This window comes from Prevotella pallens (genome assembly GCF_900454935.1).
Taxonomy (GTDB): Bacteria; Bacteroidota; Bacteroidia; order Bacteroidales; family Bacteroidaceae; genus Prevotella; species Prevotella pallens.
The window spans coordinates 111,759-137,778 of record NZ_UGTP01000001.1 but is presented as its reverse complement, the minus strand read 5'-3'; the positions used below and the strand labels follow the sequence as shown (position 1 = coordinate 137,778).

At 40.8% G+C, this 26,020-nt stretch carries 21 protein-coding genes; 8 read left to right on the top strand and 13 right to left on the bottom strand.

Annotation, left to right across the window (positions count from 1 at the left end):
* Position 1 precedes the first annotated feature (1 nt).
* The 7 genes from DX009_RS00550 to DX009_RS00520 all read right to left on the bottom strand — a co-directional run bounded on the left by DX009_RS00550 (position 2) and on the right by DX009_RS00520 (position 9,855).
* Positions 2 to 985, bottom strand: a complete 984-nt coding sequence (locus tag DX009_RS00550) for a YitT family protein (protein WP_115082647.1) — start codon at positions 983 to 985, stop codon at positions 2 to 4.
* 63 nt (positions 986 to 1,048) lie between these two features.
* Positions 1,049 to 3,901 carry a leucine--tRNA ligase gene (leuS, locus tag DX009_RS00545; RefSeq protein WP_115083787.1) on the bottom strand — a complete coding sequence of 951 codons (2,853 nt, stop codon included), beginning with the start codon at positions 3,899 to 3,901 and terminating at the stop codon, positions 1,049 to 1,051.
* A gap of 1,145 nt (positions 3,902 to 5,046) precedes the next feature.
* Positions 5,047 to 5,889, bottom strand: coding sequence for a prolipoprotein diacylglyceryl transferase (gene lgt, locus DX009_RS00540; protein WP_006043965.1), 843 nt, complete (start codon positions 5,887 to 5,889; stop codon positions 5,047 to 5,049).
* 18 nt (positions 5,890 to 5,907) lie between these two features.
* Entirely contained in the window at positions 5,908 to 7,011 is a 1,104-nt protein-coding gene (gene ychF, locus DX009_RS00535) for a redox-regulated ATPase YchF (RefSeq protein ID WP_006043966.1), read from the bottom strand.
* Between the two features lie 133 nt (positions 7,012 to 7,144).
* The gene (gene rnc, locus DX009_RS00530; protein WP_006043967.1) at positions 7,145 to 8,113 is read right to left on the bottom strand and encodes a ribonuclease III; all 969 of its coding nucleotides are present in this window, start codon (positions 8,111 to 8,113) and stop codon (positions 7,145 to 7,147) included.
* Positions 8,103 to 9,365 carry a beta-ketoacyl-ACP synthase II gene (fabF, locus tag DX009_RS00525; protein ID WP_006043968.1) on the bottom strand — a complete coding sequence of 421 codons (1,263 nt, stop codon included), beginning with the start codon at positions 9,363 to 9,365 and terminating at the stop codon, positions 8,103 to 8,105. Before fabF ends, rnc begins: the two co-directional genes overlap by 11 nt.
* Positions 9,366 to 9,618: 253 nt before the next feature.
* On the bottom strand, positions 9,619 to 9,855 hold the full coding sequence (locus tag DX009_RS00520; protein ID WP_006043969.1) for an acyl carrier protein: 237 nt from the start codon (positions 9,853 to 9,855) through the stop codon (positions 9,619 to 9,621).
* Between the two features lie 817 nt (positions 9,856 to 10,672).
* Here DX009_RS00520 and DX009_RS00515 point away from each other — a divergent pair.
* Together DX009_RS00515 and DX009_RS00510 are read left to right on the top strand one after the other, a co-directional pair.
* A complete protein-coding gene (locus tag DX009_RS00515; protein WP_006043970.1) occupies positions 10,673 to 11,275 on the top strand; it encodes a DUF4254 domain-containing protein in 603 nt (200 codons plus the stop codon).
* A gap of 3 nt (positions 11,276 to 11,278) precedes the next feature.
* Positions 11,279 to 12,319 (top strand): glycosyltransferase family 9 protein, encoded by a 1,041-nt coding sequence (locus tag DX009_RS00510; RefSeq protein ID WP_115082646.1) that lies wholly within the window; start codon positions 11,279 to 11,281, stop codon positions 12,317 to 12,319.
* Positions 12,320 to 12,401: 82 nt separating this feature from the next.
* Here the strand turns inward: DX009_RS00510 and mutS are convergent, their stop codons facing one another.
* On the bottom strand, positions 12,402 to 15,071 hold the full coding sequence (mutS, locus tag DX009_RS00505) for a DNA mismatch repair protein MutS (RefSeq protein WP_115083786.1): 2,670 nt from the start codon (positions 15,069 to 15,071) through the stop codon (positions 12,402 to 12,404).
* A gap of 158 nt (positions 15,072 to 15,229) precedes the next feature.
* Here mutS and DX009_RS00500 point away from each other — a divergent pair, with 158 nt between their 5' ends.
* The 5 genes from DX009_RS00500 (at position 15,230) to DX009_RS00480 (ending at position 19,931) form a co-directional block, all read left to right on the top strand.
* Positions 15,230 to 16,264 carry a tyrosine-type recombinase/integrase gene (locus DX009_RS00500; protein ID WP_115082645.1) on the top strand — a complete coding sequence of 345 codons (1,035 nt, stop codon included), beginning with the start codon at positions 15,230 to 15,232 and terminating at the stop codon, positions 16,262 to 16,264.
* 304 nt (positions 16,265 to 16,568) lie between these two features.
* A complete protein-coding gene (locus tag DX009_RS00495; protein WP_245944551.1) occupies positions 16,569 to 16,844 on the top strand; it encodes a hypothetical protein in 276 nt (91 codons plus the stop codon).
* Between the two features lie 36 nt (positions 16,845 to 16,880).
* Complete coding sequence (locus tag DX009_RS00490) at positions 16,881 to 18,662, top strand: hypothetical protein (RefSeq protein WP_115082644.1); 1,782 nt, start codon at positions 16,881 to 16,883, stop codon at positions 18,660 to 18,662.
* Positions 18,663 to 19,012: 350 nt separating this feature from the next.
* Complete coding sequence (locus DX009_RS00485) at positions 19,013 to 19,444, top strand: HU family DNA-binding protein (protein ID WP_115082643.1); 432 nt, start codon at positions 19,013 to 19,015, stop codon at positions 19,442 to 19,444.
* A 169-nt stretch (positions 19,445 to 19,613) separates the two neighbouring features.
* Positions 19,614 to 19,931, top strand: a complete 318-nt coding sequence (locus DX009_RS00480) for a heavy metal-binding domain-containing protein (RefSeq protein WP_088400896.1) — start codon at positions 19,614 to 19,616, stop codon at positions 19,929 to 19,931.
* A gap of 115 nt (positions 19,932 to 20,046) precedes the next feature.
* Here the strand turns inward: DX009_RS00480 and cysS are convergent, their stop codons facing one another.
* Positions 20,047 to 21,534 carry a cysteine--tRNA ligase gene (gene cysS / locus DX009_RS00475; protein WP_115082642.1) on the bottom strand — a complete coding sequence of 496 codons (1,488 nt, stop codon included), beginning with the start codon at positions 21,532 to 21,534 and terminating at the stop codon, positions 20,047 to 20,049.
* A 134-nt stretch (positions 21,535 to 21,668) separates the two neighbouring features.
* Between cysS and pncB the strand changes: the two genes are divergently transcribed.
* Positions 21,669 to 22,889 carry a nicotinate phosphoribosyltransferase gene (gene pncB / locus DX009_RS00470; protein WP_115083784.1) on the top strand — a complete coding sequence of 407 codons (1,221 nt, stop codon included), beginning with the start codon at positions 21,669 to 21,671 and terminating at the stop codon, positions 22,887 to 22,889.
* Between the two features lie 36 nt (positions 22,890 to 22,925).
* Here the strand turns inward: pncB and DX009_RS00465 are convergent, their stop codons facing one another.
* The 4 genes from DX009_RS00465 to DX009_RS00450 form a co-directional block, all read right to left on the bottom strand.
* Complete coding sequence (locus DX009_RS00465; protein ID WP_115082641.1) at positions 22,926 to 23,483, bottom strand: TrmH family RNA methyltransferase; 558 nt, start codon at positions 23,481 to 23,483, stop codon at positions 22,926 to 22,928.
* 171 nt (positions 23,484 to 23,654) lie between these two features.
* Positions 23,655 to 24,077 carry a SufE family protein gene (locus DX009_RS00460; RefSeq protein ID WP_115082640.1) on the bottom strand — a complete coding sequence of 141 codons (423 nt, stop codon included), beginning with the start codon at positions 24,075 to 24,077 and terminating at the stop codon, positions 23,655 to 23,657.
* 20 nt (positions 24,078 to 24,097) lie between these two features.
* Positions 24,098 to 24,562, bottom strand: coding sequence for a DoxX family membrane protein (locus DX009_RS00455; RefSeq protein ID WP_115082639.1), 465 nt, complete (start codon positions 24,560 to 24,562; stop codon positions 24,098 to 24,100).
* 26 nt (positions 24,563 to 24,588) lie between these two features.
* The gene (locus DX009_RS00450; protein WP_006043979.1) at positions 24,589 to 25,836 is read right to left on the bottom strand and encodes a peptidase U32 family protein; all 1,248 of its coding nucleotides are present in this window, start codon (positions 25,834 to 25,836) and stop codon (positions 24,589 to 24,591) included.
* Positions 25,837 to 26,020: the final 184 nt, after the last annotated feature.

Here is a 26,020-nt window from a genome sequence, read left to right as displayed (position 1 = left end):
TTTATTGTTCGTTGGTTATTTCCGTATTGTTATTCGGATATACTTGCGAAAGAACTTTCTCAGCATTCTTTGTATTTACTTTTATTTTATCGAATCCTTCCCCATAGACGCCAATTACAGAACTTTGACTGACAAAAGCTAATGGGTCTATAATCTTAACAATACGAAATATAGATTGGCTTTCTCTACGTTTAGCCATTAGGCAAATTACTTTTACATCTTTTCCAGTGTACCAACCATGTCCATCTAATATGGTTATTCCTCGATCGCGTTCTTGCATAATAGCATTAGCAATCTCTTCATACTTCTTAGAAAATATGAGAAATTGTACCGATTGGCGCCTTAAATTCATTATATAATCGAGTACAGAACATTCGATAAACATTGTGCAAAGACCGAAAATAACTTTATAAAAACGCTGAATGTATGTTCCAAATTGTGGAAAAAGCATACAACTACCAATAATACAGATATCGACAGCCATTAGAACCTGTCCCAACGAAATGTTTTTATATTTGTTTATGCAGGCTGCAACTATATCTGTACCACCCATACTACCACCATTTAGAAATACCATAGCCATTCCAGTACCTGTAATACAACACCCCACAATGAGCGACATAAACTTTTGGTCTTCGCCTAATATCTTTACGAAGTGTCCGTTTGTATCTATTGGCATTAATTGTTGTGCAAACTTTAGCATAAAATATAACACAATAATAGCGTAGATGGTTTTCATCATAAACTTTAAACCCAATATCTTCAGTGCAGCACCCAATAATACTACATTGATAATCATATAAGTGTTTTCGAGTTTAAACTGTGTTGCATAGAAAATAATGGCTGATAAACCTGTAACACCACCTGTTACTATCTGATATGGCATAAGAAACACTGTGAATGCAGCCGCATACAGCGTTAAACCAAGAGTTAGTAAAATGTAATCTTTTATTTCGTCTCTAATTAATTGCTGATTAATTGTCATAGTTTAATAATGTGTTTTAGCACATTCGTGGCTGTGTTTCAAACCAATGAATGTGCTTTTATTCTATTTGCAAACGATGTTTACAATTTTCTTAGGTACTACTATTACTTTTACAATAGTTTTACCGTCTATGTATTTTTTACTTCTTTCATCGTTTAATGCTGCCGTTTCAACATCTTCTTTACTTGCATCAATAGGGAAAGTCATTTGGAAGCGTGCTTTCCCGTTGAAAGAAATGGTGAGTTGAACCTCGTTTTCTGTTAAATAAGCCTCGTTCCATATTGGCCATTGTGCGTTACAAACGCTGTCTTTTTCACCAAGATGTTGCCAAAGTTCTTCGGCAATGTGTGGTGCAAACGGTGCTATTAATATAACTAAGTTGCGCAACAGACCACGGTTATTACACTTTTGTTGTCCTAATTCGTTTACACAAATCATGAAAGCAGAGATAGCAGTATTGTAAGAGAACTGTTCTATATCGTTAGAAACCTTCTTAATAAGTTTATGAACACTCTTTACTGACTCTTTAGAAGGCTCGTTGTCGTTTAAGTCTTGCTGATACAGTTTCCAAAACTTTTTCAAGAATCGGAAACAACCATCAATACCATTGGTGTCCCAAGGTTTACTTGTTTCAACTGGACCTAAGAACATTTCATACAAACGTAAAGTATCTGCGCCATATTGCTCAACAATGACGTCGGGATTGACTACGTTGAACATAGACTTCGACATTTTTTCTACTGCCCAACCGCAAATATACTTACCATCTTCGAGTATAAACTCTGCATTTTCGTATTCTGGTCGCCATGCTTTGAAAGCATCAATATCCAATACATCGGCATGAACAATATTCACATCTACGTGGATTGGTGTTGTTTCGTATTTATCTTTCAGTCCGAAACTTACAAATACTGGAGCTTTAGAATGGTCGTCTGAATTGATGCGATACACAAAGTTAGAACGTCCTTGTATCATTCCTTGATTTACTAACTTCTCGTATGGTTCTTCTTTACAACTATAACCGTAGTCGAAAAGGAACTTATTCCAGAAGCGGCTGTATATTAAGTGTCCTGTTGCATGCTCTGTTCCTCCTACATAAAGGTCTACATTCTGCCAATATTCATCGGCTTCTTTTCCCACTAAAGCCTTGTTATTGTGTGGGTCCATATAGCGAAGATAATAAGCAGAGCTACCTGCGAAGCCCGGCATTGTATTCAATTCTAATGGGAATATAGTTTTATTGTCTATCAATTCTTTATCTACAATAGTCTTATTCTCTTCGTCCCAAGCCCATATTTTAGCTCGTCCCAATGGAGGTTCGCCCGTTTTGGTAGGTTCAAATTTGTCTATTGCTGGTAATTCGAGTGGTAAACATTCTTCTGGAACCATATAAGGCATACCATCTTTATAATAAACTGGGAATGGTTCGCCCCAATAGCGTTGGCGTGAGAAGATAGCATCGCGTAAACGATAGTTCACTTTCACTTTGCCTAATCCTCTCTCTGTAACATACTTCTTAGTTGCTGCTATTGCTTCTTTCACTGTAAGTCCGTTCAAAGAGAAACTTCCTTCAACTGGTTTTATTGGACTATTGATGACGATACCTTCTTTTGCGTCGAAGCTTTCTTCTGAAACATCAGCGCCTTCGATAAGCGGACGTATTGGAAGACCGAAGTGTTTGGCAAATGCATAATCGCGACTGTCGTGTGCTGGTACAGCCATAATGGCACCTGTACCATAGCCTGAGAGTACGTATTCTGATATATAGATAGGTAATTTCTCGTCTGTTAGCGGATTAATACCATACGAACCTGTGAAAACACCTGTAACTTTACGGTCGGTCATACGGTCGCGCTCTGTTCGTTTCTTTACGTATGCTAAATATTCTTCAACCTCTGATTTTTGTTTGGCTGTTGTAAGCTCTGGAACTAATTCGCTTTCTGGAGCAAGCACTATAAAAGTTACGCCAAACATTGTATCGGCACGGGTTGTAAAGATAGTAATGTCGTGTTCTATTTCCTCATTATCGGCTGTGGGTGTAATGCTCTTAAACACCACTTCCGTACCTTCCGAACGCCCAATCCAGTTGCGTTGTGTCTCTTTCATAGAGTCTGTCCAGTTTACATTTTCTAAACCGTCTAACAACCGTTGTGCGTATGCAGAAACACGTAAACACCATTGTTTCATTTTCTTTTGTACAACCGGATAGCCTCCGCGTTCGCTTACACCATCTACAACTTCATCGTTTGCCAACACTGTTCCTAAACCAGGACACCAGTTCACCATAGTCTCGCCAAGATATGCTATACGATAGTTCATAAGCGTTTCCTGCTGTTCTTTTTCGCTCATACTTATCCAATTGCGAGCAGAGAATGTTTTTTCTTCGCCTTGCGCTACGTTGAGATTAAGCGTTCCTTCTTCTTCAAAATGGAGAACGAGGTTAGATATAGGTTTTGCTTTGCCATCATTATAGTCGTAGTATGAATCAAACATACGTTGGAATGCCCATTGTGTCCAATGGTAGTATTCAGGATCGCAGGTACGCACTTCACGATCCCAATCGAAACTGAAACCTATCTTGTCTAACTGTTCCCTATAACGGGCTATATTTTTTTCGGTTGTAATAGATGGGTGCTGTCCTGTTTGAATGGCATACTGCTCGGCAGGCAGTCCGTAAGCATCATATCCCATTGGATTTAACACGTTGAAACCTTTCAAACGCTTATAGCGTGCGTAAATGTCGCTGGCTATATAGCCGAGTGGGTGTCCTACGTGCAACCCTGCTCCCGATGGGTATGGAAACATATTAAGCACATAGAACTTTTGCTTGTTCTTATCTTCAACAACCTTATAGGTTTTGTTCTCAACCCATTTCTTCTGCCATTTCTTCTCAATCTCTGTGAAGTTGTATTCCATTCTTATGTTTGTTTTATTTTGATGTCGTTGTTTACGAACCATAATACTGGTAAGGCGAAGACGCTTCCCCTACCCTATCGTTTAGTTCATTATATGACAATGCGTTACTATCCAAGTTGCAAAATTACGAATTTTAATAGGTATAACAAGTCTTTTACCAAATTAATTTGGTGTAGAACAGGAAAGAACTAACAGTTAAAGATTATTGGTTAGAGAATTTTTGGTTAGTTATAATTTGACGCATTTATTGTTTTAGATTTGTACAGAATATGAGGCGTTTACCAAAAACAATTGTTTTGCAATGCAAAAGCATAACTTTTATAGTATAAAAAAGTTTGTTGTAAGAAATAAGAAAATATATACTTAGTATTCTTAAGCATTATAGAAAATAGGTAGAAAATGAGTAGATATTTTATGAGCAGCATCTACTGTCTGTCCACATACACCCACAAGTCGAATGGAATATCACAAATGCTTAGAAAAATCAGATAGATATTAGATACTTTTGTTTCAGATATCTATTGCGTTCGTTTCAGATATCTGTCGTGTTCGTTACAGATATCTGTCGTGTTCCTTTCAGACATCTGTCAGTTGCGAATTAGATATCATAAAAAACTACCACCTTTATAACTCTACATTATCGTATTTAAAAGATAATTATTTAGCTGAAGATTACGAATTATTTAATCCAAATCTGTCATTAGAGCCTAAGCATATTTTGTTTTATTGTTGAGTAGATTGTCTGTCTTAGCAATGTAGGCGTAGCGGGCTACGTTAAGTTAGAAAGACAGACAAGATACCGATAAGAAAATAAACAATGTTAGGAAACAATACCACAGTAATAAGAACTATGCATATTGTGGTTAATGAGTTATTTGGTTTTAATTCTGCAATATTTTACTTTAGGTGTTATTATAGTATCTCGGAAACCAATATGTTGTTCACCAATGTGTTATATAAAAGTAGCGTTCGTAACGCTATATCTTTTTTCCAAAGAACCCTATCAGCCTTTCTGTTGAGCCATTATTAGAATAGAAAAAGTTTGTATTTGAAAGACGAAAAAATCTAGAATTCCTATGGATAAATAGGAATTCTAGACGGCGAATGCACTGTTTTTAAAAGTGTTTTTTGCTTATAGAGTAACTTTATTCGTTATATTCTTTCCCCTTCGACCGTATGATAGCCCACATACCCAGTGCTATGAGCGGCACACTAAGTATTTGTCCCATATCAATAGGTAAGCTCGATTCGAATGAAACCTGTACTTCTTTTGTAAATTCAATGAGGAAACGGAAAGTGAATATAAGCGTAAGGCAAAGCCCAAAGTAAAGACCAGTACCAGCCTTTTTAGGATATTTCCTGTAAATGAGAAATATAATCCAGAAGAAAACAAAGTAAGCAATTGCCTCATAGAGTTGTCCGGGGTGTCGCGGATAGGTATCAACATCGTAAAAAATAAATGCCCAAGGCACATCGGTAACTCTACCTATAATCTCCGAATTCATAAGATTTCCTAAACGAATGAATACCGATGTAATGGTAGAACAGATACCCATAAAGTCGAGAACTAACCATGGGTTCAGCTTAGTGCGTTTTATGTAGAGATAAAGCGCTATAAGCAGTCCTACAACTCCACCGTGCGATGCCAATCCTTGATAGCCAACAAACTTCCAGCCACCGCCAGCAAGAAACTTAATAGGTAGGAATATTTCAACAAAATGCTGCCAAGAGTCGAAAAATTCTTTTGGTTCGTAAAAGAAACAATGTCCTAAGCGTGCTCCTATAAATGCACCAAGAAAAACATACATAAACATTGGTTCGAACTTCTCGTTAGCTATTTTGTGTTGTTTAAAAAGCCATCGCATAAGCAAATAGGCTATAGCAAACCCTACCAGCCAACACATTCCATACCAACGTATGCCTGCTGAGCCAATGCGCACAAGGTATTCGTTGGGTTGCCAGGCTATATAAAGCAAGTTATTCAGCATACTTTATTCCTCCATAAACTATACATTGAAACGGAAGTGCATAATGTCTCCGTCTTGCACTATATACTCTTTACCTTCTACGCCGAGTTTTCCTGCTTCTCTAACAGCGGCTTCTGAACCATATTTCAGATAGTCGTCGTACTTAATAACCTCTGCTCTGATGAATCCCTTTTCGAAGTCAGTGTGTATAACTCCAGCACATTGTGGAGCCTTCCAACCTTTATGGAATGTCCATGCCTTTACCTCCATTTCTCCAGCAGTAATGAATGTTTGAAGATTTAAGAGATGATAAGCCTTCTTTATCAGTCGGTTTACGCCACTTTGTTCTAACCCAAGTTCGTCGAGAAAGAGTTTCTTGTCTTCGTAACTATCCAACGATGCAATGTCTTCTTCGGTCTTTGCAGCAATAATCATAGCTTCGGCACCCTCTTCAGCAGCAATCTTCTCAACCTGCTTGCTATATTCGTTACCCTCTTTCGCACTGTTTTCATCTACGTTGCAAACGTAAAGAACGGGCTTTGTGGTAAGAAGAAAAAGGTCGTGAGCCGCCAGTTGTTCTTCTTTAGTTTCGAATTGCACACTGCGCGCGTTCTTTCCTTGCTCTAAAACAGTTTTGTAAGCTTCGAGAACAGCAACCATAGTCTTTGCATCTTTGTTGCCTGCTGCAGCCACTTTTTGCTGTTTAGCAAGCTGCGATTCTATAGTTTCAAGGTCTTTTAGCTGGAGTTCGGTATCTATAATTTCCTTGTCTTCAATCGGATTAACTGCTGCCCCACCTTCACGAACTATATTATCGTCTTCAAAACAACGAATTACATGAATGATAGCATCGCATTCGCGAATATTACCAAGAAACTTATTACCCAATCCTTCGCCTTTGCTGGCTCCCTTAACAAGACCAGCAATGTCTACTATTTCGCAAGTTGCAGGTACAATTCTCCCCGGGTGAACAATCTCAGCGAGTTTGTTCAAACGCTCGTCAGGAACAGTAATAACACCCAAGTTGGGTTCTATTGTACAAAACGGAAAATTGGCTGCCTGAGCTTTGGCACTGCTCAAACAATTGAAAAGTGTAGATTTGCCAACGTTAGGCAAACCTACTATACCACATTTTAATGCCATATTCTAAATAACATTTATATTCTTTTAGTGCAAAAATACGGCTTTATTCTGATACTAAAAGCTTTGAAAAGCACTATTTTATATTCTTATTGTAAATTGCAAAGCTATTTTGCACTGCTTTATATAGCTATTATTATTCGAATGCCTCTGCTTCTGCTTTAGCAATAATGTTTTCTTTCTCATCTGCCACCATACCAGAAAAGCAATCTTCTCTTTCTATGTTGGTAAATGTATTAGATTCATCATCTGCGTCATCTTTCAGAGGCAAAACAGATACATTATCTTCTGTTGTTTCAATAACACTAAGGTCTTCTGGTTGTTCTAAAGCTATACGCTTTTGTTTAGCTTTGAATATTTTATCAGCGAACTTTGTGTTCTTTCGAATGTATTGAAGTGTAACTTTAGCCGCTTCTTGCTGACTTTCTTTCTTGGAGTAACCGCTTCCTTCGCCACAAGCAATACCTTCCAATACTACCTGGAATGAAAAAGTGGGACTGCCTTCCTTGTCTTTACCAAACGAAAGAGGTTTAAACTCAAGGCAAATTTTGTGTTTCTGTGTCCATTCTATGAGTTTCGACTTAAAGTTTACCTCCTTATATGCCACCTTATCAATGTTTATAAGTTCGCCTAATATTTGTTTCTTCATAAACTTCATACAGGCTGTGTATCCATGGTCGAGATATAATGCACCCACTAAAGCCTCGAATGCATTGCCACCAAGGTAACTATTGTGCGACTGAGAATGTCCACTCGACAAAATTAAACGCGTTATTCCTAAATCGTTAGCTAACTTATTTAGTGTTTCGCGCTGTACTATTTTCGAACGAGTATTAGTGAGAAAACCTTCTCGTTTACCAGGAAAGTGTTCGTAAACAATGTCTCCTACAATAGCATCGAGAATTGCATCTCCCAAAAACTCTAAGCGTTCGTTGTTAACGGGTTTGCCTTTGTCGTTCCTTCGTGCCACACTTTTGTGTAAAAGGGCTGTTTTGTAAAAGGAAAGATTATGCGGAAGCACACCTATTATATTATATAATGACAAATAAAGCTCCTTTTCCTTGCGGAAAGGGAGCTTTATTCTATCAATGATTTTATTCAGCATATTTCTTGAATATTACGCAAGCATTGTGGCCGCCAAAGCCAAATGTATTGCTAAGTGCTGCACGCACTTCGCGTTTTTCTGCTTTATTAAACGTAAAATTCAGGTTGTAATCAATTTCTTCGTCCTTATCCTCTTCATTATGATTAATTGTTGGGGGAACAATATCGTTCTGAATTGAAAGTACACAAGCCATTGCCTCAACAGCTCCAGCTGCTCCTAGCAAGTGTCCAGTCATACTTTTGGTAGACGAAATATTGAGTTTGTAGGCTGCATCGCCGAATAATTGCGTAATAGCCTTTATTTCTGAAACATCGCCAACGGGGGTTGATGTGCCATGAACATTTATATAGTCTATGTCTTCAGGCTTTAATCCTGCATCGTTGAGGGCTGCTTGCATTACTAAATTTGCTCCCAAACCATCTGGGTGAGATGCTGTGATGTGATATGCATCGGCAGATTCGCCTTCACCAACTAGTTCTGCATATATCTTAGCACCGCGAGCTTTTGCGTGTTCTAGTTCTTCGAGAATTAAGCAACCTGCTCCTTCGCCCATAACGAAGCCATCGCGACTTGCAGAAAATGGACGAGATGCGTGTTCTGGGTCGTCGTTACGAGTAGAGAGAGCGTGCATTGCATTGAAACCGCCTACTCCTGATTCGGTAATAGCTGCTTCTGCTCCACCGCTAACAATCATATCGGCTTTACCCAAACGTATTAAATTGAATGCTTGACTGATTGCATTGGTAGACGATGCACAAGCTGATGTGGTTGTAAAGTTTGGTCCATGGAAGCCGAAACGTATGCTAATGTGTCCAGAAGCAATGTCGGCAATCATTTTAGGAATGAAGAATGGATTGAATTTTGGACCTGCTTCTTTATGCAAAGCATAATAACTAATTTCTTCTTCAAAAGTCTTTATACCGCCAATACCTACTCCGTAGACTACACCGATGCGATTCTTGTTTACTTTGTCCAAATCGATGCCACAATCTTCTACACCTTGAATGGCACTAATGAGTGCTAATTGTGTATAACGGTCGAGCTTACGTGCTTCTTTACGGTCGATATAATCGTTTATATTTAGCCCTTTTACTTCGCAAGCGAATTTTGTTTTAAAATTAGTTGTATCGAAATAAGTAATAGGAGCTGCGCCACTCTTACCTTCGAGCATTGCTTTCCAAGTTTCTTCAGGGTTGTTTCCCAATGGAGTAACTGCACCAAGTCCTGTTACTACTACTCTTTTTAATTCCATTAATTTATTAGTTTAAATTCTGTCATCGTGATAGTACGAGACGCATAAGGCTCTCTTTTCAGATATAAAATTAAGGAGTTAAGCAATTAGTTCTACGTACATTTAGAAACATAAGTAAAACGATTGGCTTAACTCCTTAATTCTTATTCTTGTCTTAGACTCTGAATGAACGAACCCTAAGTAAGAAATAAGTGAATGTAAAGATAAAAATTAGCTGGAAGCCGAAGCTCCCAACCTTAATTTATGTATCTTCTTACTTTGCGTTCTCTTGGATATAAGCAATGGCATCGCCTACAGTAACAATCTTTTCTGCCTTATCGTCTGGAATTGAAATACCAAATTCTTTCTCAAACTCCATAATAAGTTCTACTGTATCCAAAGAATCAGCACCAAGATCGTTTGTAAAACTTGCTTCTGGCTTTACTTCTGCTTCGTCAACACCGAGCTTATCCACGATAATTGCTTTTACCTTTGATTCAATTTCTGACATAATTGTTAAGTTTTAAAATTATTATTATTAACTTTCTAAATTATAAAATTCGGCTGCAAAGGAAAGATAAATTTTCGATACACGCAAATTTTTTATTCAAAAATGCATACTACTTTGCACAGAACATATATAATTGTGCAATAAAAATGATACTTTTTGCTATTATATTGCGCTAAATCAAGACATTATGCTGTATGATTAGAACCTTACTTCTACTATTTTCTAATTCAGCCAATGCATTATTTTTAAAGTCTTAGTTGCTAAATGAAATTAATTTAATGTCTTTTGTGTTGGAATTAGCATTATAGATTTTTAGTAATGGTTTTGCCGAAATAGATAAATGAGAGCATATAGTTGTTGTTTTTTATGATGCCTAATTCGTAACTGATAGATATCTGAGACAAACACGACAGATATCTGAGACGAACGTGACAGATATCTAAAACAAGAGCAACTAAATTCTGACGATTTTTTATAGATATCTGAGCTATCTATCCGAATGGTGAATGCCTGTGAACACTGCTTATAGTTTTCCTAACTTTTCTCAGCCACGCCTTTCGTAGATGCCTAAATACCCTTATGAAACTATCTTATTTCTATTATTCGTGTTGTGTTTAAGCATTTTAAATCTCTACATTCTGTATGCATTGTATGCGTTATTAAATACTTTCGCTTACGGTTTAACAGGCACTTTAATACATTAATTAAACCTATATTTTGTTTCAATAACGGCTATACTGGTAAAATGCCGTGTTTTTATTTTGTGTATGTGATTTATTTGAACTATATTTGCAGAAAAATTAAAAGAACAAAAAATATGTCATTCACAGACCATTGTAATGAGATTTTTAATCAGGCAATCCGCGATTACCATATCACGGATAATGTAGACACACCTATAAATAATCCATACGAGAGAGATTCAATTGAGAATAGATTGTATTTGAAGTGCTGGATTGATACGGTGCAGTGGCATTTTGAGGATCTTATCCGCGATCCACACATCGCTCCAGAAGATGGAATGAGTTTAAAGCGTCGTATAGACCGTTCTAATCAGGACAGGACAGATTTAGTAGAGCAAATTGATTCGTACTTTCGACAGCTCTATTCTGACGTGAAAATACAAGAAGGTGCAACTATCAATACCGAAAGTCCAGCTTGGGCAGTAGACCGCTTGTCTATATTGGCACTGAAAATCTATCACATGCGCGAACAAGCAGAGCGCACAGATGCTTCGGAAGAACATATAAAGAGATGTAAGAATAAGCTAAACGTGTTACTCGAGCAGCAAGTTGATCTGGGAACGGCTATCGACCAGTTACTCGATGACATTCAAGCAGGGCGTAAATTTATGAAAGTTTATCGCCAAATGAAGATGTATAACGACCCTGCAACCAATCCTGTACTCTACAAAAAGTAAGAGGTGAAGACTGACCACATTATTATAATGCGCTTCTCTGCAATGGGCGATGTAGCTATGACTGTACCTGTGGTCTATTCGCTTGCAAAGCAATATCCTGAGTTGCGCATTAGTGTTCTCTCCCGTCCGTTTGCCAAAGCTTTTTTCACAGGGTTGTCAAAGAATGTATATTTTATTGCAGCCGACTTAAAAAGCGAATATAAGGGTATTAAAGGACTAAACCAACTATATGGTAGGCTGAAGGCAAAACAACCTACAGCCATTGCCGATTTTCACGATGTGTTGCGTACAAAATACATAAGAACACGCTTTTTGTTGTCTGGATACAAAGTGGCACACATTGACAAGCATAAGAGTGGTAAGCGTAAACTATGTCGAAAAACACATAAAGTAATGGAACAACAGCCCACATCGTTCCATAACTATGCCGAAGTATTAAGCAAATTGGGCTATCCTATAAATATTTCTTTTACCTCATTGTTTGCAAATGGTGGCAACCAGCTGTCGCAACTCCCTAATATAATAGGTGAAAAACCTGATGGTGAGCGCTGGATAGGTATAGCTCCGTTTGCTGCCCACGGTGGAAAAATGTATCCAAAAGATAAAATGGAAGAGGTTGTGAATACTCTTTCTGCCAATTATACAAGTCTGCGCATATTCTTTTTTGGTGGCGGAAAAGAAGAAAAACAAGTACTAAATATGTGGGCAACAAAATATAAGCATTGCATTTGTGCGTCTGAAGTGCTACACGGACTACACGACGAACTTGTATTAATGAGTCATTTAGATGTTATGATATCGATGGATAGTGCCAATATGCACCTTGCATCGCTTGTAGGAACACGTGTTGTAAGCATTTGGGGGGCTACACATCCTTACTGTGGGTTCCTTGGTTGGAATCAGAAAACAGAAGATGCCGTGCAAAACACTAAATTAGAATGTCGTCCTTGTTCTGTATTTGGTAACAAACCATGCTATCGTGCCGACTTCGAATGTATGCAAAGCATCGCACCAAATACCATTATCGAAAGAATTAACTTATAATTTAGTTTATTTTATACTATAATTAAAACTAAATAGCGATACAGTATTGTAGTTCTGAATCCTATAGATACTGAGCGTTCTATTAGTTTTTACTGTTTGGAAGCACTATTCGTTTAATCTCATTAAGTTTGTTTAGAGCCTCAACAGGAGTAAGGTTGTTAATATCTAATCCTATAATCTCGTCGCGTATCTGTGTTAGTACAGGGTCGTCGAGCTGGAAGAACGAAAGCTGAACCCCTTCCCTACTCTTCTCAAACTTCTCTGCTGATGGTTTTCCAACACTTCCCACTTGTGCGTTGTCGGCTTCTAACTCTTTTAGAACAATGTTTGCACGTTTCACAATCGACTTTGGCATACCCGCAATATCAGCCACATGTATACCGAAAGAATGTTCACTGCCACCTCGCTCTAACTTTCTTAGGAAGATAATCTTACCATTTACTTCTTTCACCGACACATTAAAGTTCTTTATTCTGTGGAAGTTTTTCGCCATTTCGTTTAGTTCATGGTAGTGCGTAGCGAAGAGAGTGCGTGCCGTTGCGCGTGGTTGTTCGTGCAAATATTCTACTATAGCCCACGCTATACTTATTCCATCGTAGGTGCTTGTACCGCGCCCTAATTCGTCGAAGAGTACTAAAGAACGTGGCGTTACACTATTTAGAATATTTGCAGCTTCGGTCATTTCAACCATAAATGTAGACTCTCCAAGCGAAATATTATCAGAAGCGCCAACTCTTGTAAATACTTTGTCTACTAAACCAATACGTGCACTCTCTGCAGGAACAAAGCAACCCACCTGCGCTAAGAGTACTATGAGTGCCGTTTGACGCAACAATGCCGATTTACCAGCCATATTTGGACCAGTTATCATCATAATTTGCTGTTGTTCGTTGTCAAGATATACATCGTTCGGAATGTATTGTTCACCAAGTGGGAGTTGAGTTTCTATAACGGGGTGGCGACCTTTCTTTATATCAATCACCATACTATCGTCAACCATAGGGCGCACATACTTGTTCTCTTCGGCAATGTTTGCAAACGACAACAGGCAATCGAGCCGTGCCAAAAGATTGGCATTTATTTGTATTTGTGGAATATACTCTTGCATATCTTGTACTAATTCGTTAAAGAGACGGGCTTCAAGAATTAGTATTTTCTCGTCTGCACCTAGTATTTTTGCCTCATATTCCTTTAATTCGGGAGTAATATAGCGTTCTGCTTGTGCAAGTGTTTGTTTGCGAATCCAGTCTTGTGGTACTTTGTTTTTAAAGGTATTGCGCACTTCAAGATAGTATCCAAAGATGTTGTTGAAGCCTATTTTTAACGAATTAATACCTGTTTTAGCAGCTTCTTTCTCTTGAATGTCTAACAAAACTTGCTTTCCATTCTCTCGGATAGAACGCAATTCGTCTAATTCGGCATTGAAACCATGTGCAATAACTCCTCCTTTTGCAACCAACTGTGGTGGATCGGGCATTATTTCTTGTTCTATTCGGTCGCGAATAGACTCGCAAAGGTTCAGCTGTTCCCCCACTCTTTTCAACGCTTCGTTACTAGAATATAAGCAAGCAGACTTTATTGGCTGTATGGCAGATAGGGCATTCTTTAGTTGAACAACTTCTCTGGGCGATACTCTGCCTGCTGCTACTCTAGAAATAATACGTTCCAAGTCGCCCATACGGTGTAGTTGGTCGTCTAAACAATGGCGGAAATCAGGTTCGCGGAAGTAGTATTCCACAATGTCTAAACGTTCGTTAATGGGCTTTACGTCCTTTAATGGAAACACAAGCCAGCGGTGTAACATTCTACCACCCATAGGAGTTATGGTTCTATCTACCACTCCAAGCAGCGATAAACCATCTTCTTGCATAGGTGCAACAAGCTCTAAAGAGCGAATAGTGAAACGGTCGAGTCGCACATACTTCTCTTCTTCTATGCGAGCGAGCGACGTTATATGGCTAATATGCGTATGTTGCGTTTGTTCTAAGTATTGCATAATAGCTCCAGCAGCTATTACTCCGTTGTTCAGATGGTCTACACCGAAACCTTTTAAGTTCTTTGTTCCAAAATGTTTCAGCAGCTTTTGTCGTGCTGAAAGGTCGGTAAACACCCAGTCTTCCATTTCGTACACACACATTCGTGTACCAAAATAGCGGTCAAAGTCGGCTTTTCGTGAACGTTCGTATAATACTTCTTTCGGCGAGAAGTTGCCAATAAGCTTTTCAACATAGTCGAAAGTACCCTCACCAACAAGAAATTCGCCTGTAGAAATATCGAGAAAGCTTACGCCACACGCCCCTTTTCCAAAATGAACAGCTGCTAAAAAGTTGTTTTCTTTATAGTTTAGCACGTTGTCGCCCATAGCAATACCAGGTGTAACTAGTTCTGTTATACCCCGTTTCACCATCTTGTCTTCGGCAGACAAGCCTCGTTGTCCCTTTAAAGCCTCTCGTTTCTTCTTTGGGTCTTCTAATTGGTCGCAGATAGCTACACGCTTTCCAGCACGGATAAGCTTTGGTAAGAAGGTATCAAGTGCATGATGAGGGAACCCAGCCATCTCATCGCCAGCTGCAGCACCATTATTTCGTCGTGTCAAAGTAATACCAAGAATTTTAGAAGCCTCTATAGCATCGTCGCAATACGTTTCGTAGAAGTCGCCACACCTAAAGAGCATTAACGCATCGGGGTGCTTTTCTTTCATCGAAAAGAATTGTCGCATCATCGGAGTAAGTCCTTTGTTGTCTTTTGCCATATTGCTTTTACCTTTCTTACCTATTACTATATAAATTCGTGAAATGCAAAAATACGAATTTTCGGCATATTGTCCAAACGATAGCCAATTTCCTTGCAAGGAATTCAGCCCTTTTGTTTATTTTTGGCATCAATTATCAATCAAAATCTATACAAGCTATGAAATTCATAGGCATATTCTCTGTGTTTTCGCACTCCAAGCATAAGGTAAAGGTTGGCAAACCTGATAAAGCCAATGTTCCTGTATTAACCTTGAATAACTTTGTTACGGTGGCATCAAAAGGTGTCAGCGAGTCTACCAAAGGCAACTATCATACGGCTGTGCGCTCTTTCCATCGTTTTAATAAAGGAAATGACATTGCCTTGTCGGGCATCACGGCCGATAAAGTAAAAGCATACGAATGGTGGTTGCGCAAGCGAGGCGTGTGCAACAACACCATTTCGTGTTATTTGCGTTCGCTGCGTGCTATATATAATAAAGGTGTAGCGAAGCACAAGGTGCGCGATGCGAAGCCGTTTAAGGGTGTGTTTACAGGCAACGAGCCGACGGTGAAGACGAGCCTGAAAGCCAGCGAACTGCAACGATTACGTATGCTTGCACTATCCGAAGGTTCGTTTCTTGCCTTTGCGCGCGACCTTTTCCTTTTTTCGTTCTGTGCCATGGGCATGCCGCCCATCGACATTTTCTATCTACGCTACTCACAGGTTAGAGGTAGTGCGATTACTTATCGCAGGCAAAAGACCGGAAACATGGTTGTTGTGCCCATCAATGAACAGATGCAAGTGATAATAGATAGGTACAGGAAAGATAGTTCCGATTTAATCTTTCCCCGATTAGGAAACTATAGGAAGTATCGTTCGTTTCTTTCGCAATACAACCGTGCATTAAAGGCGTTGGCAAAGAAAGCTGGCATTGAGGTTCCGCTTTCTTCCTACATTCCCCGCCATTCTTGGGCGAGCATTGCCAACGAGAAGGGTATTCCGGTTGGAATTATTTCTCAGGCTCTCGGGCACAGCAATGTCGGTACTACGCAATATTACTTGGACAGGGTAGACAACAGCGTAATGAAAAAGACAAATGAATACTTGATGGAAGCTGTATTTGTTGCACCTATTCATAAGAGGTGCACAAACTGCGTTAAGTGCCGCAAAAGTAAGGCTTTTCTTTCAAATATGCAAATGTTTCCTAACTAAATTTCTATTCCTTCGTTTTGTTAATCCTTGCAGAACCTTTTGATAGTCTGTACTTTCGGTATTTTTTCTTTCTCCTTGTGCACCTCTTATGAATAGGTGCAACAGTTTCGGAACTGCAGGTCGATAAATTGATTGTTACTCCGAATAACGACATGCAAGACTATGGTTTATGCACAACGTTTTAGTCCTAACTGGGCAAAGTAAGGTTTTAACTTCTGTCTCAAGATTTTGAAACAGAAGGGCAGTGGTTTGTCCTATAAGATGAAACATAGTATATTTTTTTAATAACAAAAGACAAGAGAGTATGAACAAAAAGAAAGTAAGTTTACCGGTTGCCGATGTATCGGGGCAGACGGAACACGCAAAGAAAACTTATGTCGCTCCGGCGTGCAGCACGGTGGCAGTTGAGAACGAGGGTTGTATATGCGTCTCGGTAACGCTCAATCCGCAAGGCTCCTCGGAGCCGAACACGTGGGGGTACGACCAAATCATCAACGGCGACCACGACGAATGGTTCGGTTCTTCCACCGAGGTGGCTCCGGCAAAAGAACAAAACGGATTTTGGGCCGACGAAAATTAAAAAAAGATTATCAAACAAATTAAAGAGACAAGAAAAATGAAGACATTTAAAACAACCATTATTTCAGCAGCCTGCGTTACATCGGCCCTACTATTGGCAGCGTGCAGCAACGACGATATGCCGAACGGCAAGACCACGACGCAGATAAATGCAGCCGAGAATATAGAGTTTAGTTTGTCGTTCAGCGACTACAACGCCGAAGACACCGTAAACCACGCCACCCGTGCCGCAATGGATGCCGAGCTAGCCAAGCCGCGCATTGTTCCCATGGGCGACATGATGTATGCCGAGGTAAGTCTGCAGCGCGACACCACGAAGGCAACACCCAAAGAAAAGGCTGCTGCCACCCGCGCCCTTACCGACGGCACCTACACCATTTACGCTTATCAGGGCACCACGCTCAAGGGCACACTGACGGGAATCGTTAGCAGTAATGTGTTCACACCCACGAGCAGCAATCAAGAAATAGGACTGGAGCCTGGCACCTACACCTTTGTTTGCTGCAACGACAAGGTGAACGTTTCGGGCGAAACATGGACCATCGACCGTGCAAACCTTGAAAATGCGCGTATCGGCATTGCCGCAGGGCAAGTGATTACTGCCACGCCGCGCAAACAGAAAGTTGCGTTCGAAATGAAGTATGTTGGTAGCCGTGCAAAAATACAACTGGTGGCCGACGGCTTCCCGCTGCAGAACATTACGAGTACGTTTACATCGACAAGCAACATTGCAGCTTCCGTAAACTTCAACCCCGCCACACAAACCTATACCAATGCCTCTACGGAAGCCCTTGCCGTTACACCCGATTATGGTTCGTATGACAGCCAGGTTAAGAACAGCCAATACGTGTACTTCTTTCCTGGCACTGCCGGTAGCCAATTGAAGCTGACCCTTACCGGCGGCACGGCCTACCGTATGCCCGTTGCAGGTCGCACGGTTTTGTTCCCTGCACTGGCTTTGATGGCGGCCAACGGTTCGTACACATTACAAATGGCACTCCACTACAACTACATCTACCTTTACAGCGACGGCACGACAGGCCAATACACCGATGCTGCCCACAGTGGCAAAACACCAATAGGCATCGTTGTGAGCCGCTCGAAACGATTGGCCGTGGCATTGAAAAATGCTGCCGAAGGTGTGCTGAGGCAGCAGTTCGGTTCTCCGGTTGCAGCTACACTTTGGAGCGCTTCCGCTCTTCAGAACACACAGAGCCTTACAACTATGAGCAGCAACATAGCCGCCCATATTGCCGACTTCAAGGGCGAGGACTATACCTGGACTTCTACCTACAGCACGGACGGGAAGGTGAAGGGTAACGAGGCTGCCGATTATCCGGCCTTCTACGCTGCGCCCCATTACGACCCGGGTGTACCCGTTACGGGGTCGAATGTGGGCAAATGGTTCCTACCCACCTTGGGCGAATGGAACTTGCTGTCTAGAAACCTTAACCTTGAAATCGTAGACCTTCCACTGATAACCACATACACAAGCTTTACCAATCCTCCAAGGCCAGGCGCATATCCGTCAGGCCTCTGCCCTGTCGATTATGGCTTCCGACGTGCAAGTGGGAATGTCATTTCAGCATTTGCAAGCACGTCAGGTCAAACAGATGTCCAAATACCACTTTTGTCGTCGGAATACGATGCAAGTAACTATATAGCACCAATTGCATACAGCCGTAGAGATTATTCTTTTTACTATATTCAAGCCATGTTGCCTGCACATCTTATTAATAAAAGAAATAGTGAGAATGCCTATGCTTCATATTATAATGATGCAACAACCTACATTGTCCGTCCTTTCGTCCACTACTAAAGGTATGGTAAAAAGGTGCAATGGGAGGCGTAAAAATTCTCACCCGTCGGAACAAAATTTTTCACGTGTGAGAAATTTACGGGGAACGGGTGAGAAAAATATTTTTCACGTGTGAGAAATTTTCTTCTCACGTGTGAAAAATTTTAGGGCAACCCGTCGGATTTTTCAGCCTCGAAAAGGCACTGTTTTTTTAGGCTGTACGGAGGTTTGCCTTCGCTTGGAAAACGGAGGGAATGAACACGATTGCGTCAGCTATGTTGAAAGTGTAGACAGAAGACAAACAAAAAAGTTGGAAACGTTGTGCTGCGGACGTGGCACGATGATTATTAATAATTTAAATTTTTAACACAATGAAAATAAAGTTGATAGAAAAGAGGAAGCCGGGCACGAAGACGGGTCCCGGCAAGTTTTATGCGAACCCCGTGAACGTGGGACGCAAGACGCTGAAAGACATTGCGAAGGATATTGCCGGGCGGTCGTCGCTGACGCGAGGCGATATCGAGAACGTGCTGTCGAACTTCGTAGACCGTCTGCCCAGCTACCTGCGCGACGGTTTCAGCGTGCAGCTTAGCGAGTTCGGCACCATGCGCCTGACGCTTTCGAGCGAGGGTTCGCTGACGGAAAAAGCCTTCAACATTGAGAAGATTAAACCCCGCGTAACCTTTACGCCAAGCACGGAACTGAAGAAAGAGCTTGCCGACAATTCGTATGAGACGGTGAAGAAAGACGACGAAAAAGGGAAAGGCAAACAAGAAGAGGGCGGCACGCCCAGCCACCCGTAAGGAACAGGTGTTAAAAAAACATAGATAGAATATCCTGCCAAAACTCTGTTGTGGAGTTTTGGCAGGAGTGTTTATAGGACTTGCCTTTTATAATTTTTCGGGAGATATTCCGTTAAAAGGGTAGGGCGGTCAAAGCGATTGCCAATTAAAACTTAAAAAAAGGAAAATTATGATTCTTACAACAACTCCAAACATTGAAGGTTATAAGATTTTAGAGTACAAAGGACTTGTAACGGGTGAGGCTATTATTGGTGCAAACATAGTGAAAGACTTCTTTGCAGGTATTAGAGACATTGTAGGCGGACGCAGCAAGTCGTACGAAAGTGTATTGCTGGAAGGTAAAAATACGTGTATTAAGGAGATGATGGAACGTGCACAAGAATTGGGTGCGAACGCTATTGTAGGCATAGATATTGATTATGAAACAGTGGGGCAGGGTGGTTCTATGCTTATGGTGGCTTGTTCGGGCACCGCAGTGCGTATATAATAGTTCTACGAAACACATATAATAAAAGTATAAAAGCGTAAAGCGGAGTTAAGAGGGCGAAAGAATCCCTGATAAACTCCGCTTTACGCTTTTATGTTCCGTTGGCTATTCAGCCCTATTTATCTAATTTCCACGTTACACCATCTTTGGTATCTTTCACTTGAAAACCAGCTTCAGCAAGTGCGTTGCGTATTTGGTCGCTCACAGCCCAATCTTTATTGGCTTTTGCTTTCGCACGTAAGTCGAGCACCATATCAACTACTTTGCCGTAAGCAGCCTCTCGTGCATCGTTATTAGCGCCACGTTCGTTTACTAAACCAAGTATATCGAAAGCAAAAAGATGCATAGTTTCGCTGAGTTCCTTTAAGTCTTCTTCGCTAATTTGCGCCTTATGGTCTATAAGCAGGTTCACTATGTGGCACGCTTCAAATAGGTTTGAGATAACGGCAGGTGTCATAAGGTCGTCGTTCATTGCATCGTAACACTTCTGGCGTAGGGTAGAAACAAACTTTTTTGTATTCTCGTCGCTTGTTTTAGCGGTTTGAATGTGTTTCAAATCCTCTATACCATTCATTAGTTTTTCGTATCCTTTCTGTGCAGCTTGTAGAGCTTCGTTAGAGAAATCTACAGTTCCGCGATAGTGAGCAGATAGGATAAAGAAACGAATGGTCATAGGCGAGTAAGCCTGTTGTAGCGTTTCGTGGTTGCCAGTAAAGAACTGTTCCAGCGTAATGAAGTTGTTTAGCGACTTACCCATCTTCTGTCCGTTGATGGTTATCATGTTATTGTGCATCCAATACTTCACCATTTGGTCGCCTTGGGCTGCCACAGCCTGTGCTATCTCGCACTCGTGGTGTGGGAAAACCAAGTCCATTCCGCCACCATGTATATCGAAATGCTTGCCAAGATACTTTCTTCCCATTGCAGTACACTCGCAATGCCAGCCCGGGAAGCCGTCGCTCCAAGGCGAAGGCCACCGCATTATGTGCTCAGGCATAGCTCGTTTCCACAGAGCAAAGTCTGTTTGGTTTCGCTTTTCGCCCACGCCGTTCAGCTCGCGCGAGTTGTTTATCATATCGTTAAGGTTTCGTCCAGACAGAATACCGTACTTATGGTCCTTGTCATACTTAGCAACATCAAAGTAAATGCTACCATTGCTCTCGTAAGCATATCCATTTGCTAGTATCTCCTTTACTAACTCCTCTTGCTCTATTATGTGTCCTGTAGCGCAAGGCTCTATAGATGGAGGCAAAACGTTAAGCGCACGCATAGCATCGTGGTATCTATTGGCATAAAATTGAGCTATTTCCATAGGCTCAAGCTGTTCCAATCGTGCTTTCTTTTCTATCTTGTCGTCGCCTTCATCGGCATCGTGTTCTAAGTGTCCTACGTCGGTTATGTTGCGAACATAGCGCACTTTGTAGCCAATATGCTGTAGATAGCGAAACAAAATGTCGAAGGTTATGGCTGGACGTGCATGTCCCAAGTGTGGATCGCCGTACACTGTAGGTCCACAAACATACATTCCAACGTGTGGTGCGGCTATTGGTTGGAAGCGTTCCTTCTGCCGATGCAACGTATTATATATAACTAAGTTTTGCATTGTTGATGTTCTTTAAACATTAAAATTAGGTGCAAATGTACAAAATAAATAAGAGTTAGCCTACTTATCCATTAAGTTTTATTATCTTTGCACGGGATAAAGCCTTAACAATGAGGCAGATTTTAGAAAAGAATATGCAACAAATAATTCAACATTTTACCGATAACGATGCCTATACATTTAGTTGTCAGTATTACATAATGCAGACTTATCCTCGTGCCGAAGTGGAATATACCTTCTTTGATCGTAACGAAACTATCTATCCAAAGGGGTTTGCCGAGCTGCTAAACGAACAATTGGGGTGTATGCCTCGTGTTATTATCACGGAAGAAGAGATTGCTTTTATGAAGAAACGTATGTATTATCTGCCCGAATGGTACTTTACTTTTCTTCGTGGATATCGTTTCAATCCACACGAACTTACAGTTTCGCAAGATGAAGAAGGGCATTTAGATATTCGAGTGCGTGGAAAATGGTTCTCTACCATTATGTGGGAGATGCCCATTTTGAGTATTGTTTCGGAGTTAATGCACAATCTTCAAGGCGATATAGAAACCTATAACCCTAAGCACGAGTATGAACGTTGTGTGGAAAAAACACGCAAAATACTTTCAAATGGACTTATTTTAAGCGATATGGGTACGCGTCGTCGTATGTCGTTCGACCACCAAAATATGGTTATTCGTACTATGAAGGAGGTATACGAACAGGGTGGCTATACCGATAACGATGGTTTTCACCCATGGACGGGACGCTTTGCAGGAACAAGCAACATTTATCTTGCTATGCAATACAACCTTGTTGCTATTGGAACAATGAGCCACCAGATTATAGAATTCGAGGAATGTGTAAGCGGAATATTTGAGTGTAACTTCAATGTAATGCGCAAATTCAGCGATGTTTACGATGGCGATAATGGTATTTATCTATACGATTGCTTTGGCGATAAGGTGTTTTTCAGTAACCTTTCTAAGCGTATGGCAATGATGTTTAATGGACTACGTGTAGACAGTGGGGTAGAAGAGGAGCAGGTTGAGAAGATTATTGCAAAGTATAAACAGCTTGGAATAGACCCCGCTACAAAGCAAGTGGTGTTTAGCAATGGCTTAAACATAGACCGGGCTATAGATATTCACAACTATGTAGATGGTAGGGTGAAAGACAGTTATGGTATGGGTACCTTCTTAACTTGCGATGTTGAGAACGTGAAACCAATGAATATTGTTGTGAAACTTACCCGAATGCGCATAACAGAGAACCGTGAATGGCACGACTGTGTGAAGCTTTCGTGCGACAAGGGTAAGACTCTTGGTAATCCAGAGAAGTGTGCTTACTTGCAAATGATGATAGGGTAGGGAGGCAATTGTTTTGTTTTTAGGCTGCCTAAACGCTTATAACAACAATGCACGGGCAAATTCCCACACTACAATGCCTGCTGTAACGCTTACGTTTAGAGAGTGTTTCGTGCCGAATTGTGGTATTTCAAGGCAGCCATTGCTTAAGTCTACAATCGATTGATGCACACCTTTAACTTCGTTTCCTAATACTACGGCGTAGTGCTTCTGAGCATCTGCGCCGTTTGTTATGGGCGATATTTGTTCGGAAAGAGTTTGTAATGGCGTTGAGCCTTCTACTTGCTCCACACTGTAAACGTAGTAATTGTTTTGTTTTAGCTGCATTACGGCATCTTCGGCACTGCTGAAATACTGCCAATCAACAGAGTTTTCAGCCCCTAAAGCCGTCTTGTGTATCTCTGCATTTGGTGGTGTTGCCGTTATTCCACACAGGTAAATAGCCTCGATACGGAAGGCATCGCACGAGCGGAACACACTTCCTACGTTGTAAAGCGACCGAACATCGTCGAGCACAACCACGACTGGGAGCTTCCTACTCTGCTTAAATTCCTCGAGCGAGAGGCGATTCATTTCTATAGTACGTAACTTTCTCATCTACTATTTACAGTATTTCTATCTATAGATGTAGCTTTTTCTATCCATAGATATAGCGTTTTCTATCCATAGATGTAGCGTTTTCTATCCATAGATGTAGCGTTTTCTATCCATAGATGTAACTTTCTCTATCCATAGATAGCGGTTATTCTATCTATAGATGTAGCTTTTCTATTCGTTTTTTATGCTATATGCCAATGCGTAAGCCTTTATTTTTTTCACCATAGATAGCAGTCCGTTGCTGCGAGTTGGCGACAAGTGCTGACGTAAACCTATGCGGTCAATGAAATAAAGGTCGGCATCTATAATATCTTTTGGTGTATGTCCGCTTACAACTCTTATGAGAAGTGCAATAATTCCTTTGGTTATTAGTGCATCAGAATCGGCTGTAAACACCAATTTATCGTCCTTAATATCGCATTGTAGCCATACGCGGCTTTGGCAACCGTCTATTAAGTTCTGTTCTGTTTTATATTCTGCACCAAGTCCTTCAAGTTCGTTTCCAAGGTCGATAAGCATTTGATACTTATCCATCCATTCGGTAAACTCATCAAACTCTTCTATTACTTCGTCTTGAATTTCGTTTATTGTCATTTTTATAGTATGTTTTTTATTTATCTAATCATCTGAATGCGCTCTCGCCTATTATATCTATTGCCAAACAGATTGTCTACTTCCCATATTCCTCTACCACACGATAGGATAGCGAAAGCTGCTGCTGAAGCGGTGAAAGCTGAATAATCTAATGGAGCTTTAAAGCCCATAGACGTTGCCATTGCAATAGCAAAGGTAAGAATCATTAGTCCTGTGAGCGATGCAGACCACTTTAACTTTAGCCCGATAAGTAGACAAATAGACAACAAAATCTCTAATATAGTGGCTATCCAAGCCAATACAGGAATAGCATTTGCAGGTATATAGGGTATTAACGATTGAGTATAGGCAACAAATTTGTTCATATTGCCCCACATACATACATCTTTGGACCATATACCGAAGCGGTCGGCAACTGCCGAAAGCATAGATGCTGCTACACTAAGGCGTAGAAACAGTTTGGCTATTTGGCGTAGTTCTATCATAATTGCTATTCTTTTGTGCTGTATTTTTACTCTATATTAGTTTTTAAAAGCTTATATACTTTGTCGTTTGGGCGTACTTTCTCTGGCACGGGGATAGACACTCGCCACCCTTTTTCTGCTCTTTCAACAGGTTTTAAGTCGTATCTAATCTCGCTTGCATCAAACTTTAGAATGCCTGTAGTGGTGCCAGTAATGAGCATTTTCTCTCCTTTCTCAATCTCAGAAGCCTCTACAGCTATTTCAGCAACGCCGAGTTTGGAGAAGTATTTCATTACTTTGCCCACCAAAACCTTCTTTTCTGTAGCCTTGTTACCATAGTTTTTGGTCCATTCACCCAAGCGTTGTCCTTGATAATAGCCGTCCCAGAAACCACGATTGAATACAGTTGATAGGCGTTCGTCCCATTTATTCTTCTTCTCTTCGGTGTAATTGCCGTCTAGTACGCTCTGTATTGCCTCTTTATAGCACGTTACAACCTCGTAAACATACTCTGGTCCGCGTGCTCGTCCTTCTATTTTAAAGACCCTAACGCCTGCTTTCATCATTTTATCTATAAAGCGAACGGTCTTCAAATCCTTAGGACTCATAATGTATTTGTTGTCTATTTCGAGCTGATTGCCCGTCTCGTTGTCGGTAACGGTGTACGAACGGCGGCAAATTTGCGTGCATTGTCCACGATTGGCAGAACGGTTTGAGTCGTGCAAACTCATATAGCATTTGCCCGAAATAGCCATACAGAAAGCTCCATGGCAGAACATTTCTATGCGAACAAGCTCGCCACGAGGTCCACGAATGTCCTGTTCTTCAATCTGTCGGTGTATTTCTGCAACCTGATCCATATTCAGTTCGCGTGCCAAAACAGCAACATCGGCAAACTGTGCATAGAATTTAAGCGCCTCTATATTCGATATGTTGAGCTGTGTAGATAGGTGTACTTCCATTCCAACTTGGCGACAATACACCATAACAGCTACATCGCTGACAATGACAGCGGTGATATTGGCAGCCTTTGCAGCGTCTACTATCTCGTGCATAGTACTAATATCTTCGCCATAAATAACAGTATTAACAGTGAGATAGGTCTTAATGCCACGTTCGTTGCATGTTTCTGCAATCTCTTTCAGGTCTTCTATGGTGAAGTGATTGGCAGAATGCGAGCGCATATTCAGCTTTCCAATGCCGAAATAGATAGAGCCTGCCCCTGCTTGAATGGCAGCTGCGAGACTTTCGCGCGAGCCTACGGGAGCCATTATTTCATATTCTTGTATATCCATACTTATCTTTTAGGTAGGCAAAGTTACTACAAATTACTGAGAATAATTATAGTTTAAGAGTGAAACCAGTAAATTTAAGCTTTATGCCTTTGGAGTTTTCTGCTGCAATAATAGCTAAATGTTGCCGCCATATAAGCTTAGCACCCATGCTTTAACTACGTTACACTATGGTTGTAGCAACGTG

Excerpts from the sequence above, each read along its gene's own strand:
- DX009_RS00515 (WP_006043970.1), top strand. The coding sequence starts at position 10,673 with ATGTCATTCACAGACCATTGTAATGAGATTTTTAATCAGGCAATCCGC.
- mutS (WP_115083786.1), bottom strand. The coding sequence starts at position 15,071 with ATGGCAAAAGACAACAAAGGACTTACTCCGATGATGCGACAATTCTTT.
- DX009_RS00520 (WP_006043969.1), bottom strand. The coding sequence starts at position 9,855 with ATGTCAGAAATTGAATCAAAGGTAAAAGCAATTATCGTGGATAAGCTC.
- DX009_RS00485 (WP_115082643.1), top strand. The coding sequence starts at position 19,013 with ATGAAAATAAAGTTGATAGAAAAGAGGAAGCCGGGCACGAAGACGGGT.
- rnc (WP_006043967.1), bottom strand. The coding sequence starts at position 8,113 with ATGCTGAATAAAATCATTGATAGAATAAAGCTCCCTTTCCGCAAGGAA.
- ychF (WP_006043966.1), bottom strand. The coding sequence starts at position 7,011 with ATGGCATTAAAATGTGGTATAGTAGGTTTGCCTAACGTTGGCAAATCT.
- lgt (WP_006043965.1), bottom strand. The coding sequence starts at position 5,889 with ATGCTGAATAACTTGCTTTATATAGCCTGGCAACCCAACGAATACCTT.
- DX009_RS00495 (WP_245944551.1), top strand. The coding sequence starts at position 16,569 with ATGAACAAAAAGAAAGTAAGTTTACCGGTTGCCGATGTATCGGGGCAG.
- pncB (WP_115083784.1), top strand. The coding sequence starts at position 21,669 with ATGCAACAAATAATTCAACATTTTACCGATAACGATGCCTATACATTT.
- cysS (WP_115082642.1), bottom strand. The coding sequence starts at position 21,534 with ATGCAAAACTTAGTTATATATAATACGTTGCATCGGCAGAAGGAACGC.
- DX009_RS00460 (WP_115082640.1), bottom strand. The coding sequence starts at position 24,077 with ATGACAATAAACGAAATTCAAGACGAAGTAATAGAAGAGTTTGATGAG.
- DX009_RS00490 (WP_115082644.1), top strand. The coding sequence starts at position 16,881 with ATGAAGACATTTAAAACAACCATTATTTCAGCAGCCTGCGTTACATCG.
- DX009_RS00465 (WP_115082641.1), bottom strand. The coding sequence starts at position 23,483 with ATGAGAAAGTTACGTACTATAGAAATGAATCGCCTCTCGCTCGAGGAA.
- fabF (WP_006043968.1), bottom strand. The coding sequence starts at position 9,365 with ATGGAATTAAAAAGAGTAGTAGTAACAGGACTTGGTGCAGTTACTCCA.
- DX009_RS00480 (WP_088400896.1), top strand. The coding sequence starts at position 19,614 with ATGATTCTTACAACAACTCCAAACATTGAAGGTTATAAGATTTTAGAG.
- leuS (WP_115083787.1), bottom strand. The coding sequence starts at position 3,901 with ATGGAATACAACTTCACAGAGATTGAGAAGAAATGGCAGAAGAAATGG.
- DX009_RS00550 (WP_115082647.1), bottom strand. The coding sequence starts at position 985 with ATGACAATTAATCAGCAATTAATTAGAGACGAAATAAAAGATTACATT.
- DX009_RS00500 (WP_115082645.1), top strand. The coding sequence starts at position 15,230 with ATGAAATTCATAGGCATATTCTCTGTGTTTTCGCACTCCAAGCATAAG.
- DX009_RS00455 (WP_115082639.1), bottom strand. The coding sequence starts at position 24,562 with ATGATAGAACTACGCCAAATAGCCAAACTGTTTCTACGCCTTAGTGTA.
- DX009_RS00450 (WP_006043979.1), bottom strand. The coding sequence starts at position 25,836 with ATGGATATACAAGAATATGAAATAATGGCTCCCGTAGGCTCGCGCGAA.